Annotated in this window: 11 protein-coding genes; 4 read left to right on the top strand and 7 right to left on the bottom strand. The window is 68.2% G+C overall.

The window, feature by feature from the left end; translation table 11 throughout:
* Window position 1: 1 nt before the first annotated feature.
* The gene (locus KF887_00850; GenBank protein QYK43378.1) at window positions 2-1,708 is read right to left on the bottom strand and encodes a dihydroxy-acid dehydratase; all 1,707 of its coding nucleotides are present in this window, start codon (window positions 1,706-1,708) and stop codon (window positions 2-4) included.
* Window positions 1,709-1,889: 181 nt separating this feature from the next.
* Here KF887_00850 and larB point away from each other — a divergent pair, with 181 nt between their 5' ends.
* Entirely contained in the window at window positions 1,890-2,552 is a 663-nt protein-coding gene (gene larB / locus KF887_00845) for a nickel pincer cofactor biosynthesis protein LarB (protein QYK41725.1), read from the top strand.
* 93 nt (window positions 2,553-2,645) lie between these two features.
* Window positions 2,646-3,704 (top strand): LacI family DNA-binding transcriptional regulator, encoded by a 1,059-nt coding sequence (locus KF887_00840; GenBank protein QYK41724.1) that lies wholly within the window; start codon window positions 2,646-2,648, stop codon window positions 3,702-3,704.
* Between the two features lie 74 nt (window positions 3,705-3,778).
* Here KF887_00840 and KF887_00835 read toward each other — a convergent pair whose 3' ends face one another.
* The 5 genes from KF887_00835 to KF887_00815 all read right to left on the bottom strand — a co-directional run bounded on the left by KF887_00835 (window position 3,779) and on the right by KF887_00815 (window position 10,057).
* On the bottom strand, window positions 3,779-4,693 hold the full coding sequence (locus KF887_00835; protein ID QYK41723.1) for a Gfo/Idh/MocA family oxidoreductase: 915 nt from the start codon (window positions 4,691-4,693) through the stop codon (window positions 3,779-3,781).
* A gap of 51 nt (window positions 4,694-4,744) precedes the next feature.
* Window positions 4,745-6,031 carry a TRAP transporter large permease gene (locus KF887_00830; protein ID QYK41722.1) on the bottom strand — a complete coding sequence of 429 codons (1,287 nt, stop codon included), beginning with the start codon at window positions 6,029-6,031 and terminating at the stop codon, window positions 4,745-4,747.
* Window positions 6,032-6,080: 49 nt separating this feature from the next.
* Complete coding sequence (locus tag KF887_00825; GenBank protein QYK41721.1) at window positions 6,081-6,566, bottom strand: TRAP transporter small permease; 486 nt, start codon at window positions 6,564-6,566, stop codon at window positions 6,081-6,083.
* A 123-nt stretch (window positions 6,567-6,689) separates the two neighbouring features.
* Window positions 6,690-7,673, bottom strand: a complete 984-nt coding sequence (locus KF887_00820; GenBank protein ID QYK41720.1) for a TRAP transporter substrate-binding protein — start codon at window positions 7,671-7,673, stop codon at window positions 6,690-6,692.
* A 302-nt stretch (window positions 7,674-7,975) separates the two neighbouring features.
* Complete coding sequence (locus KF887_00815) at window positions 7,976-10,057, bottom strand: GMC family oxidoreductase N-terminal domain-containing protein (protein QYK41719.1); 2,082 nt, start codon at window positions 10,055-10,057, stop codon at window positions 7,976-7,978.
* Window positions 10,058-10,337: 280 nt separating this feature from the next.
* Between KF887_00815 and KF887_00810 the strand changes: the two genes are divergently transcribed.
* A complete protein-coding gene (locus KF887_00810) occupies window positions 10,338-11,465 on the top strand; it encodes a mandelate racemase/muconate lactonizing enzyme family protein (protein QYK41718.1) in 1,128 nt (375 codons plus the stop codon).
* 16 nt (window positions 11,466-11,481) lie between these two features.
* On the opposite strand, the gene dapD is transcribed toward KF887_00810, so the two are convergent.
* On the bottom strand, window positions 11,482-12,306 hold the full coding sequence (gene dapD / locus KF887_00805) for a 2,3,4,5-tetrahydropyridine-2,6-dicarboxylate N-succinyltransferase (GenBank protein QYK41717.1): 825 nt from the start codon (window positions 12,304-12,306) through the stop codon (window positions 11,482-11,484).
* Between the two features lie 164 nt (window positions 12,307-12,470).
* On the opposite strand from dapD, the gene KF887_00800 reads away from it, so the two are divergent.
* Entirely contained in the window at window positions 12,471-13,283 is an 813-nt protein-coding gene (locus KF887_00800; GenBank protein QYK41716.1) for a TIGR00730 family Rossman fold protein, read from the top strand.
* The last annotated feature ends 129 nt before the right edge of the window (window positions 13,284-13,412 follow it).

The following is a 13,412-nucleotide window of genomic DNA, read 5'->3' as shown; positions in this document are numbered from 1 at the left end:
CTCACTCTCCTCGCATGCCGGATTCCCGCGGCCTGGCGCGCAGGAAGTTGAAATCGCAGCCGTCCTCGGCCTGCAACACCTCGTCGAAGTAGAGCTTGGCATAGCCGCGCGCCACGTTCACATGCGCGGGCGGCGACCACGCCGCCCGGCGGGCCAGCAGTTCGGCGTCATCGACCAGCAGCGAGATCGATCCCGCCCCGACGTCCAGCGCGATCATGTCGCCATCGCGCACCAGCCCCAGCGGGCCGCCTGTTGCCGCCTCGGGCGAGACATGCAGGACGATGGCGCCAAACGCGGTGCCGCTCATCCTGGCGTCGGAAATGCGCACCATGTCCCTGACCCCGGCCACCGCGAGTTTCTTCGGAATGGGAATATAGCCCGCCTCGGGCATTCCGGGCGCACCTTTCGGGCCGGCGTTCTGCAGCACGAGGATGTCATCGGCCGTCACGTCGAGCGCCGGGTCGTCCAGCCGCGCGGCCATGTCGGCCAGCGACGTGAACACCACCGCGCGCCCGGTGTGGCGCAGCAGCGACGGCGTGGCCGCAGCCTGCTTGATGATCGCTCCGTTGGGGGCAAGGTTGCCGCGCAACAGGCGGATGCCCCCGCCCGAATGGATCGGGTCCGACATCGGGCGCACCGCATCCTGCGGCCACGACGGTGGCTGTGCGTCGATGTCCTCGCCCAGGGTGCGGCCAGTCACGGTCAGGCACTGCCGGTCGATCAGGTCGCCGATCTCGCGCAGCACGGTGACCAGACCACCGGCGCGGAACAGATCCTCCATGTAGTGCTGACCCGAGGGCTTGAGATCCACCAGCACGGGCGTCTCGGCCCCCAGCCTGTCGAGTTCCTCAAGGTCGAGGTCGAACCCCAGCCGTCCCGCAATGGCCGCCAGATGCACGACGCCGTTGGTCGATCCGCCCACCGCCTGCAACACTCGCAGCGCGTTGCGCATCGAGGCGCGCGTCATGATCTGCGTGGGGCGCAACCCCTCGGCCGCCATCGCCACCGCGCGGGCCCCGGTCGCCTCGGCATGGCGCATCCGGTCGGCATGGACGGCGGGAATGGCGGCCCCCCCCGGCAGCATCATGCCCATCGCCTCGGCCACCAGCGCCATGGTGCTGGCGGTGCCCATGACCATGCAGGTGCCGGGGCCGGGCGCGAGCTTGGCGCTGATCTCCTCGATCTCGGCCGCCTCGATGGTGCCCGCACGGTGCTGCCCCCACAGGCGGCGGCAATCGGTGCAGGCGCCAAGGCGCTCGCCCTTGTGGCTGCCGGTGATCATCGGGCCCGTCACGGTCAGGATCGCGGGCACGTCCGCACTGGCCGCACCCATCAGAAGGGCGGGAACCGTCTTGTCGCAGCCGCCGATCAGCACCACGGCATCCATCGGCTGCGCGCGCACCATTTCCTCGACGTCCATCGCCATCAGGTTGCGCAGATACATGCTGGTCGGATGGGAAAACGCCTCATGCATCGAGATCACCGGAAACTCGATCGGCAGGCCGCCCGCCAGCATCACCCCGCGCTTGAGCGCCTCGATCATGTCGGGCACATTGCGGTGACATGCGTTGTAGCCGGAGAACGTGTTGGTGATGCCGATGATCGGGCGGTCAAGCGCGTCGTCCGAATACCCCATGGCCTTGATGAAGGCCTTGCGCAGGAACAGCGAAAAGCCGGCATCGCCATACCCGGCCAGCCCCTTGCGCATGCCTGTCTTTCGATCGTCCATGTCTGGTTCCCGGTGGCGCCACTTGACGTAAGCGCTTACAACGCTGGTGACGATATGATAAACTCCTGACCATGTCCATTGCAGATGAACCGGATTTCCGCGTCAACCGCCGGTGGCCGGGTCACCCGCGCGGCGCCGGGGATGCAGAAGGAGACGCGGCATGAGTGATCACCGGCTCGACTTCGGGCGCGAGGACCGGACCGGGGTTCCCGAGGTGGTTCTGGCCTCAGGGAAGACCGCAGAGCAGATCGCCCGGATTGTCGAGACGGTTCTTGACGCCGACGGGCGCATGCTGATCACCCGCCTTGATCCCGCGAAGGCCGGGGCGCTGCATCGCTTCGGCACACACCTCCGGTTCGATCCGGAATCGCACACGGCCGAGATCGGCACACCCCCGGCCGTTGCCTCCCGTCCCTCGGTTGCGGTGGTGGCGGCCGGAACCTCCGACCTCCGGGTGGCGCGCGAGGCGGTGCGGTCACTGGCCTTCCTGGGCGAGGGCGCCCTGCTTGTCGCCGATGTCGGGGTGGCGGGCCTCTGGCGGCTGACCGAACGGCTTGACGCGATACGGTCCTGCCCGGTGGCAATCGCGGTTGCCGGGATGGAGGGCGCACTGTTCAGCGTGCTTGCCGGTCTGGTCCGGGCTCCGGTCATCGCGGTGCCGACCTCGGTGGGCTATGGCGTGGCCGAGGGCGGGCGCGCGGCGCTGTCCTCGGCCCTGGCGTCCTGTGCGCCGGGGGTGGTGGTGGTGAACATCGACAACGGCTTCGGCGCGGCGGCGGCCGCGGTGAAGATCCTGAATGCCGCGCGTCCGGCCGCCGGATGACGCGCCCGTCGGCCCCCTGCTTTCCGCATCGTTCGAAATTCGTTAGGCTTTGCCCCGCGTGATTTGTGGAGACCGTGCTTGAACAAGGACACCGTGGACGCACCTGGACCGAAGCGATCGCGCTCCCGTCGTTCCGTCCAGTCGGCGGTCAAGCTTGAGGATGTCGCCCGGCTGGCCCGGGTTTCGACCGCCACGGCATCGCGGGTCATCAACACGCCCGGCGCGGTGACGGAAAAGACCCGGGCAAGGGTCGAAAAGGCGATTGCCGAACTGGGCTGGATTCCCCATGGCGCGGCGCAGGCTCTGGCCAGCCTGCGCACCCGGACGGTGGGCGCCCTGATCCCGACGCTGGGGCACCAGACCATCGCCACCATGCTGGAATCCTTGCAGCAATCGCTGGGGCAGGCGGGCTATACCCTGCTTCTGGGAAGGCCGGATGCCGCCCGGGACCGCACCGTCGTTCAGGTCTCGAAGATGATCCAGAACGGCGTCGAATGCCTTGTCCTGATGGGTGAGGATCATCCGCCCGAGCTGTTCGCGATGCTGGAACAGCGGCGCATCTTCCACGTGATCGCCTATACGACCGGGGGGCTCGGCCACACCAACTGCATCGGAATCGACAATTACGACGAGATGTCGAAGATGGTGAAGTATCTGCTGGGTCTGGGGCACCGGTCCTTTGGCGTGATCGCCGCCAACTATGACCATAACGACCGTATCCGCATGCGCATCAACGCCATCCGCGATACCCTGGCCGAAGAAGGCATCGCCGTCAGGCCGCAGCATTTCAAGGTGGTCCCGCAATGGACCATCGGTTGCGGCCGCGACGGCATGCGGGCGATCATCGACGAAGACTCCCGCCCCACCGCCGTCATCTGCACGAACGACTACCTCGCCTCGGGCGCTGTGATCGAGGCGCGCGCGGCGGGGCTTTCGGTGCCCGGTGACATCAGCGTCTCGGGCTTCGACGACAACGAACTGGCGTCCCATATCGACCCGCCGCTGACCACCGTGCATGTCCCTGCGGTCGAGATGGGCAAGACCATCGCGGAATACGTGATCTTCGTGCTCGACGGGGGCGAGGCTCCGCTGCCGATCCGGCTGGACGCGCAACTGGTGATCCGCCAGTCCACCGCCCCTCCGAAAGCCTGACCTGGCCACCTCACCGCACCCCGCCGGGGCTCGGCCCTCCGCCCGCCTGTAAGCGCTATCAGCCCGCCGTTTCCCTACACCGCCGGTGCCGCGACGGGCACGAAGTCGCCGCCCGACCCAAGGCTGTGCTGCGCGGCCGTCGCCACGCAGACCAGATGCAGCCCAAGCCCGAGCCGCGACTGCGCCTCGTCCCGCGCCCCGGCGATTTCCCGCAGCAGCAGCGACGCGGCCCTGCCCAGCGTCGCCTTGCGGTCATAGGCCAGCCCCGGCAGTTCGACGGACGCGCCGTTGCCGAACCGGTAGCGTTCCGCCAGCCTGACCCCGTGGTCGCGCAGGTTCAGGTCCAGGGTCGAGGTGCCGCCACCCTGATGGCGGCAGGAAAAGGCATAGGTGCCATCGGGCGCGCTGCTTGCCGCGATCTCGGCCACCGGTCCCAGCACCGAAACCAGAACCGACCACCCGTGCGGGGCCGCATCCCACAGCGCGCCATGTTCCTGCTGGCGCCACTCCGACCCGGCATAGGGCCCCTGGATCAGCGCGTCCGACCGGAAACCGGCCTCGCCCCATGTCGGCGCCAGCGCGCGGGCGCGGACCACGAATTCCGACATCTCGTCCACGAACATCCGCGTCAGAAAACAGATACCGGCGACGCGGTGTTCCGCCAGGGCGCGCAGGATCGTCACGGCACTGTCGATGGAATCGCCAAGCGGTTTTTCCATCAGCACATGCCTGCCGCGCGCGATGGCGGCGGGGGCAAGCGTCGCCTGCACCGCGGGCGGCACCGCAAAGGACACTGCATCGACATGGTCCAGCATCTGTTCGAAGCTGGCGAATGCCCGAACCCCGACCCTGTCCGCCAGCGCGGCGGTGCGGTCGGGCGTCCGGCCCCAGATGCCGACCAGTTCCAGGCCGGGGTTGGCCATCAGGCCGGGCAGATGCACCTGCTCCGCCCAGAACGCGGTCCCGCACAGGCCAAATCTCGGGGTCATGGGTTGCGTCCTTCTTCGCGGAACAGGGATCGGCGGCGTCTGCCCCGGCCATCACCCGAAGGCGATGGACGGAAGCCAGGTGACAAGGAACGGGATGAGCATGATCAGCACGTTGACCGCGATCAGCGCCAGCACGAAGGGCAGGATGGCGCGCGACGCCTCGGCCACCGAGATCCGGGCGATGCCCGCCGCGATGAACAGCAGCGTCCCGACCGGCGGCGTCACCCCGCCGATCAGGCAGGCCACAACGATGACGATGCCGGAATGCACCGGATCATAGCCAAGCGCCGCGCAGACGGCGGCAAGCGGTGCGGCGAACATGATCAGCACCGCCGTCGCATCGATGAACAGCGTCAGGAACAGCAGCGCCGCGATGACCAGCAGCATCTGAACCTCGGGGACCGGGCTGACCGACGACAGCATGTCGATCAGCGTCGTCTGGAACCGCGCGCGCGTCAGGAGGTTCGCAAAGACCGTCGATGCGGCCAGGATCATCATCACCATCGCGGTGGTGTATCCGGCGCTCAGGAACGCCGCGCGGATGCCGGCCCAGGTAAAGCTGCGGTAGACGAAGGTCCCGACCAGCAGGATGGTGACAACCGCCACGACCCCGGCCTCGGTCGGGGTGAAGAACCCCCCGACGATGCCGCCGATGATGACCACCGGCACAAGCATGGCGGGGCCCGCGTCGCGCAGGATTGCCGGCAGGGTGCCCCAGTCGCGCGGCTTGGCGTCGGCGTCATAGCCGATCCCCAGGCGCACCGCCTGGAAATGCGCGACCAGCATCAGCGCCAGTCCGATCAGGACGCCGGGGATCACGCCGCCAAGGAACATCCGTCCGGTGGAAACGCCGGTCAGGTAGCCGTAGATGATCATCAGCGTGCTGGGCGGAATGATCGAGCCGATCACCGACGAGGCAGCGGTCACCGCCGCCGAATAGCCCGCCGGATACCCCTGCGCCTTCATCGCCGGGATCATCATGGACCCCGTGGCGGCCGCGTCCGCCACGGCCGAACCGGTGACCCCGCCGAACAGCATCGACGCCACGATGTTCACATGCGCCAGCCCCGCACGCATCCGCCCCACCATGAAGGCCGCCAGTGCCGCAATGCGGTCGGTCAGCTGGCAGGCCCCGGCCAGCGTGCCGGTCAGCACGAAGAACGGAATCGCCATCAGCGGAAAGGAATCGATCCCGCCGAACATGCGGCTGACCACCAGGCTCAGCGGGATGTTGCCCTGCAGGATGATCGGCACCAGCGCGCCAAGGCCGATGGCAAAGGCGATCGGGACCCCAAGGACGAGCAGGATCAGGAACGAACTGAAAAGGACGCCGACCATGTGGCTTGTATCCGTGCAGGAGAAGGGAGGACCGCGACAGACCCGCGCATCAGTCCGCGAACGATTTCATCGCGGTCGATGTGCCCGTCGCCTCCAGATAGACAAGCCGCGCGGTCTCGAACAGCATGATCGCGGCACCGACCGGAATCGCGGCATAGGCATAGGTCATCGGCATCTGCAGCGAGGCGGACTGCTGCGCGTAGTTCGAAATCGCAAGCTGGGTGCCGTAGAACACCAGCACGCCCTGGAACACCATCATCAGCAGATAGGAGAAGATGAAGAACGCCCGGCGCAGCGCCTCGGGCAGCGCCATCGCCACCATGTCGACGCTCAGGTGGATGCCGTAGCGGACACCAAGGCCCGCCGCCAGGAACACCACCCAGATGCTGACGTAGCGCGTGATCTCCTCGGCCCAGAAGATGCCGCCGAACCCGGGAATGAACCGGATCATCGCCGACGAGAATGTCAGCCCGACCATGATGCACAGGCCCAGGATGATCAAAGTCTCGATGGTCAGGATATACAGCTTCGTCATGTCCGGCCCTTGCGGCTGGACCGCCTGACGCGCGCAGGTCGCGGAAGGACGGTCCAGGAATATCATGCAGCCATGTGGCGGGCCTGAACCCGGAAACCGCGTCCAGGCCCGCCGATCATGGCGTCAGTTCGCAGCTGTCGCCAGCATCTTCTGGTAGACCGCGTAGACGTCATCGCCCTTGCTCTTGATGTAGCCGTCCATCGCGGCCAGCACCGGCGTGCTGAACGGCGCGGTGTCGACCTCGATGATCTCCACTCCGCCATCGCGCATCGTCTGCATCGCGGCCTCATCGGCCGCCTTGTGCAGCGACAGCTGGAACGCCGCCGCTTCCTGCGCCGCGTCCAGGATGATCTGCTGGTGTTCGGCGCTCAGCCCGTCCCACCATGCCTTGTTCGCGACCATGGGCTGCGGATAGAAGTTGTGCTTCGTCAGGGTCAGATACTTGGCCTTCTCGAAGAACTTCTGCGACACGATGGTTTCCGAGGTGCCCTCGACCGCGTCGATCACGCCCGATTCCAGCGAGGTATAGACCTCGCCAAGGCTGATCGCCGTGGGCGTGGCGCCCCAGTTCTGGGCCAGGGCCACGAACAGCGGCGTCTGCGGGATGCGCAGCTTCAGCCCCGCCATGTCCGAATACTGGCGCACCGGCCTGGTCGACAGCAGGTTGCGCGGGCCCTGATACATGTAGCCGACAAGATGAAAGCCCTGCGGTTCCATGAAGGCATTCAGGTCGGGCGCGATCGCCGCCACCACCTTGGCCAGCTCTTCCACGTTCTCGTAGGTGTAGAAGGCCTCCATCACCTCGATCTGGGGCACGAAAGACCCTGTGCCCGGCAGCCCGCTGAGCACCATTTCCAGGCCGCCCGCGCGGGTCATCTCGGCCATCTCGCGCTCCGAGCCAAGCTCTTCGGCATAGAACACCTCGACGTCGATGGCGCCGCCGGATTTCTCCTCGACGATGCGCTCGAACTCGGCGCTTCCCTTCGAGATCGTGTGCGTGGTCTGGTACACTGTCCCGACGCGCAGCGTCACATCGGCCGCGAACCCGGCAACGGCAGAAAGCGCGAGCGCCGAAGCGGCACCTGCGACGATGGTAGAGAACTTCATGTTTTCCTCCTTTGGCACACTGCGCCGTGTTTTTCTTTCGACCCTGAAGTCGACGCACCTTCCAATCGAAGGCATCCGCAAGCTGCCGCCCCGGACTCCCCGACAGTCTTCACGCTCCTCCCGGCAGAAGCGCATTCTGTAATCGCTTACATACTTGCCGAGTCCGGATGGCCGGGTCAATCCCCATTCGATTGACACAATAGGTTTTGCGCCCAAGATAGCGCTTCCACAATGTTCGGAATGCGGAACAAGCTGCCCATGAAGTAACACACCGGCCGTGCGATGGCAAAGCCGGCCCGGGGCTAGCGGATCGACGCGGCGATGTGGTCTGCGTTGCGAAAGGCCAGGGCCATCACCGTCAGCACCGGGTTGAAGGCGCCGTTCGTGGGGTGCAGCGCGGCATCGCAGACGAACAGGTTGTCATGCCCCCAGACCCGCCCGAAGGAATCGGTGACCGAGGTCGCGGGGTCGCGGCCCATCCGGCAGGTGCCCGCCTGGTGCTGGTATCCCGACAGCCGCCGGGGCGGCATCGCCCGCCAGGTCCGCACCGCCCCCGCCGCCCTGACCCAGTCCTCCGCCCGGTCGATGACGAACGCGGCCGTCCGCATGGTCTCGGCATGGACCACCCCGGACAGCCGCGCCACCGGCATCCCCCCCGCATCGCGCAGCCCGGGGTCCAGCGTCACGCGGCAGGAAGGGTCGGGGATCTCGTGCACCGGTCCCTTCACCTGCAACACGCGGCGATAGGCGTGGCGCATGAAATCCTTGGCCTCCTGGCCCCAGCGCCGCTGCTCCGGCGGCAGGGCCGTGGCATGAAAGATCGCGGGCGGCATGATGAAGTCATCGGCCAGCATCGCACCGCCCACGATCCCGCGGTTGCCATGCACATAGGCGGCCGTGGCAATGCTGACGCCGGGGCCCCGGCTGTCATGCACCGGCCTGTCGAACAGGCCGAACACCGTGGGGTAAAGGTGCCCCTGCAGGTTGCGCCCCACAAGGTCCGCGCCGTTGCCCAGCCCCGCCGGTTCCCGCCCGCTGGCCGAGGCCAGCAGCAGCCGCGCGCTTTCGATGGCGCCCGCCGACAGAACCACGGCCCGCGCCCGCACCACCTGCCGCACCATATCGCCGTCCGGCCCGGGCCTGCGCAGGCGCACCCCCGTCACCCGGCCGGCGCTGTCGGTTTCCACGGCCTCGGCGGTGCAATCCGTGACCAGCGTGCAGCGGCCGGTGGCCAGGGCGCGGGGAATCACCGTGTTCTGCGTGCCGTTGCGCGCATCGGTCGGGCAGGGAAAGCCCACGCAGCTGCCGCACTGGATGCAGGCCCCGCGCCCGTCGCGCGGTCGCGTGTTCACCAGCAGGGGCGGCGCGAAGGTCGCGATCCCCAGCCGGTCTGCCCCCGCGCGCAGCAGGTCGCCCGCCGCATGGCGCGGCACCGGCGGCAGCGGATAGCCCCGTGCGCCCGGGGCCTGCCCGTCACTGCCCGAGGGTTCGCCCGCCACGCCGATCTCCCATTCCGCGCGGGCATAGCCAGCCGCCAGGTCCTCGATCCCGATGGGCCAGTCGGTCAGCGACGAACCCTCCGGCACGCCATAGCGCGATGCCATGCGGAAATCGTCGGGGTGAAACCGCCAGGCCAGCCCGCCATAGACCAGCGTCCCGCTGCCCACGCAGGCCGCGTTGTTGTGATATCCGAACGCATGCGGCGCCATGACATGCGCCACCCCTTCGGGATCGACCAGGACGCGCGGCGATCCCACCGGCCCCGGGCCGGTGTTCGTCCCATAGACCGAAAGGCGGTGATTGCGCAGATGGTCGCGGTGGCCGCTGTCGGCATGGCTGCGCGCCAGTCCGCGTTCGATCAGCAGCACGGATTTCCCCGCCTCGGCCAGCACGCAGGCCGCAACCCCGCCGCCCGCCCCCGCGCCGACCACGATGACGTCGAATTCGGTCATCTCCAGGGGGCCGGGCATCGGGCGGGGCGGCGTCCCCCGAGCCGGGCCGGATGGTCCCTCGGGCATCCCGTGGCGATAACCCAGCCAGTCCCAGGACGCGGCGCCCCGGTTGCCGCCGTTGTCCGGGTCGGCATAGACGCCAAGGCACACGATCTCGACCAGCCGCAGGAACCAGCCCTCGCGCGCGATGCCTTCCAGCAGCGCATCGCGCGCGCCCGCGTCCAGATCGGCAAAGGCCGCGCCATGCGACAGCCGCGCATCGCGGTCCAGCGCGTCCAGCCCGGGGCACAGGCCCGCGGCCGCAGCCGGATCGCCGTCGAGAATGCCGCGCGCATGGTCATCGGCGCCCAGCGCCAGGGCGCCCGCGTCGCGGTCCTGCGGCACGATCCGGTCGATCACCGCGCGAAACGTCCGGTCCTGCGTCGGGGTCATCGTGCTGCATCCTCGCTGCCCGGTCCGCGCGGCATGCCAGCCCGCGCCGGCCTTATGTGGAACCGCTTACAGCAGGGTGACCATGCCCCACCCACCTGTCAAGCCGGTCATCCTGCGGCACCAGTCGCCATGCTCACCGGCGTTTCCGGGTCATCGCGCCACGCGCACCAGGCATCACCCCTGCGCCGCCGCACCGGCGCAGCCCGCTGCCTCCATCCTTGTGTTAAGCGCTTACATCACTATGATGCCCGCCGATCCCCGCAACAACCGGACCCCTTCCATGCCCGACTCCGCCCCCCTCAATCACCGCATCGCGCGCGTCGATGTGCATCTTGTATCGAAGAACGTCGCGGGGGGCTTTGCCGATGCCACGCGCACCGTGGAATGCGTGGGCTTCACCGTCGTCCGCGTCACCACCGACCAGGGGCTCGAAGGCATCGGGCTGACCTATCACGAAGTCGGCGGCGAGGCGACGCGCAGCCTGATCCTGAACAACATCGCCCCCCGCATCCACGGCCGCGACCCGCTGGAAACCGAGGTGATCTGGAACGAGCTGTTCCACTACCTGCGCGGCGTGGGGCGCAAGGGGCTGACCTTCGCGGCGCTCAGCGCGGTGGACCTGGCGCTGTGGGATCTGAAGGGCAAGATCCTCGGCCTGCCGCTCTACCGCCTGATGGGGGGCAACCGCACCCGGGTGCCGGTCTATGCCAGCGGCGGCTGGACCTCCTACAGCGACGATGAACTCGTGGCCGAAATGCAGGACATGGTGGCGCAGGGCTACACGCACATCAAGTTCAAGGTCGGCGTCGACGGCGCCACCAACCTGCGCCGCGATGCGATCCGCGTGCGCAAGGTGCGCGATGCCGTGGGGCCCGACATCCGGCTCCTGCTGGATGCCAACAACTGCTGGGATGCCGCAACGGCGGTCAAGTTCGCCAACACCGTCCGCGAATGCGACATCTTCCTGTTCGAGGAACCCGTGCTGGCCGACGACATCCCCGGCCTCGCCCGGTTCAGGCGCGGCACCGACATTCCGCTGGCGACCGGCGAACATGAATACACCCGCTACGGCGCGCGCGACCTGATCCTCGCCGAGGCGGCCGACATCGTGCAGCTCGACGGGGCGCGGGCGGGCGGATATACCGAGATGGTCAAGGTCGCGGCGCTGACCCAGGCATGGAACCTGAAGTTCGCGCCTCACGCGATGGAACACATGCACCTGCATCTGGTCAGCGCCACGCCGAACGCGCTGTTCCTCGAACGCCTGCGCCTGTTCGAGGATATCACCGCCCATGTGTTCAGGGATGCGCCCCTGCCCGTGGATGGCCACATGACCATCCGCGACCTGCCGGGCCACGGCCTGACGCTGGACATGGATTTCATCCGCGACGCCGACGAGGCCCGCTAGCCTGCGGCGGCGCGGCTCAGTCGCGCAGCAGTTCGTTGATCGAGGTCTTCGACCGCGTCTGCGCGTCCACCTTCTTCACGATCACCGCGCAGTACAGGCTGACCCCGCCCTTCGACGGCATCGACCCCGCCACCACCACCGACCCCGCGGGAACCTCGCCATACATCACCTCGCCGGTTTCCCGGTCGACGATCTTGGTCGACTTGCCGATGAACACGCCCATTCCGAGGACCGAGCCCTCGCGGATGATGCAGCCCTCCACCACCTCCGACCGCGCGCCGATGAAGCAGTTGTCCTCGATGATCGTCGGCCCCGCCTGCATCGGCTCCAGCACGCCGCCGATCCCCACGCCGCCCGACAGATGCACATTCTTGCCGATCTGCGCGCAGGACCCCACCGTGGCCCAGCCGTCGACCATCGACCCCTCGTCGACATAGGCGCCCACGTTCACGAACGACGGCATCAGCACCACGTTCCGACCGATGAACGCCGATCGCCGCACGATGCTGCCGGGAACCGCGCGGAACCCCGCCTCGCGCCACTGGTTCGCGCCCCAGCCCTGCCACTTCGACGGCACCTTGTCCCACCAGTTCGACCCGCCGTTGCTGCCCGAAATCTCGTGCATGTCGGTCAGCCGGAACGACAGCAGCACCGCCTTCTTCGCCCACTGGTTCACATGCCAGTCGTTGCCGCGCTTTTCGGCCACCCGCAGGCTGCCGCTGTCCAGCGCCGCCAGCGTCGCCTCGATGGCGTCGCGCGCCTCGCCCACCGTCGCCGGGCTGATTCCCTCCCGCGCGTCCCAGGCGGTTTCGATGGCGGCTTCCAGGGCGGCGTGGCTCATGGTGTCGGTCCTTGTCTGGCGGGTCGGGCAGGCCCGGCCCCTATACTTCGCCCACCCCCGCCGCGCAATGCGGGCCGGGGCGGGGCGGCCCTGCCGCCGCTGGCCTTGCCGTGACCGGGACGCTAGGGATGGGGACGACAGGGCAATCCAGAGGGGCCGAACCGATGAAGGACGAACCGCGCAGCCACCCCTTCCGCGACAGCGTCGAGGACATGGAGGCGGCCGACCGCATCCCCGATACCCCGCAGACCCGCGCCCCCGCCTATCGCCTGGCCTTCGCCGACGCCGATTTCATGACGCGCGAGGAACTGCGGCCGGTCCGGCTGCAACTCGAACTCCTGAAGCCGCAGATGGTGATGGACGAACGCGGCATCGAAAGCACCATCGTGCTGTTCGGCGGTGCCCGCATCCCCGCGCCCGAACGGGCCGAAACGGCGCGCACCCCGGTGCTGGCGGGCCTGTCGCGCTACTACGAACAGGCCCGGCGCTTCGCCCGCATCATGACCGAGCGCAGCATGCAGAGCTATGGGCGCGAAAATGTCATCGTCACCGGCGGCGGCCCGGGGGTGATGGAGGCCGGCAACCGCGGCGCGCACGAGGCGGGCGGACAGTCGATCGGGCTGAACATCGTGCTGCCGCACGAACAGGCGCCGAACGGCTATGTCACCCCCGACCTCTGCTTCAACTTCCACTACTTCGCCATCCGCAAGATGCATTTCCTGATGCGGGCGCGGGCGGTCTGCGTGTTCCCGGGCGGCTTCGGCACGCTGGACGAGATGTTCGAAAGCCTCACGCTGATCCAGACGGGCCGGATGCGCCCGGTGCCCTTCGTGCTGTTCGGCAAGGACTGGTGGGAAGGCATCATCAACTGGCAGGCCCTGGCCGAGGCCGGAACCATCGCGCCGGAAGACCTGCGCCTCTTCCGCTATGTCGAGACCGCCGAGGAGGCGGTGGCGGCAATCGACGGGTGGGACTAGGGCGCGCGCCGTCCGGCCTGCCACCGCCCGCACCGGGCACAGGGGTCCCGGGGTGATCGACCGCATCCGCCGCAGGCTGGGTGACATCCCCCCGGCCCCGATTCGCCCCTTGTGCCCGACAGCCCCCGG

It is taken from the genome of Paracoccaceae bacterium (assembly GCA_019454225.1).
Classification (GTDB): Bacteria; Pseudomonadota; Alphaproteobacteria; order Rhodobacterales; family Rhodobacteraceae.
This window is presented reverse-complemented; position numbering and strand designations above follow the sequence as displayed.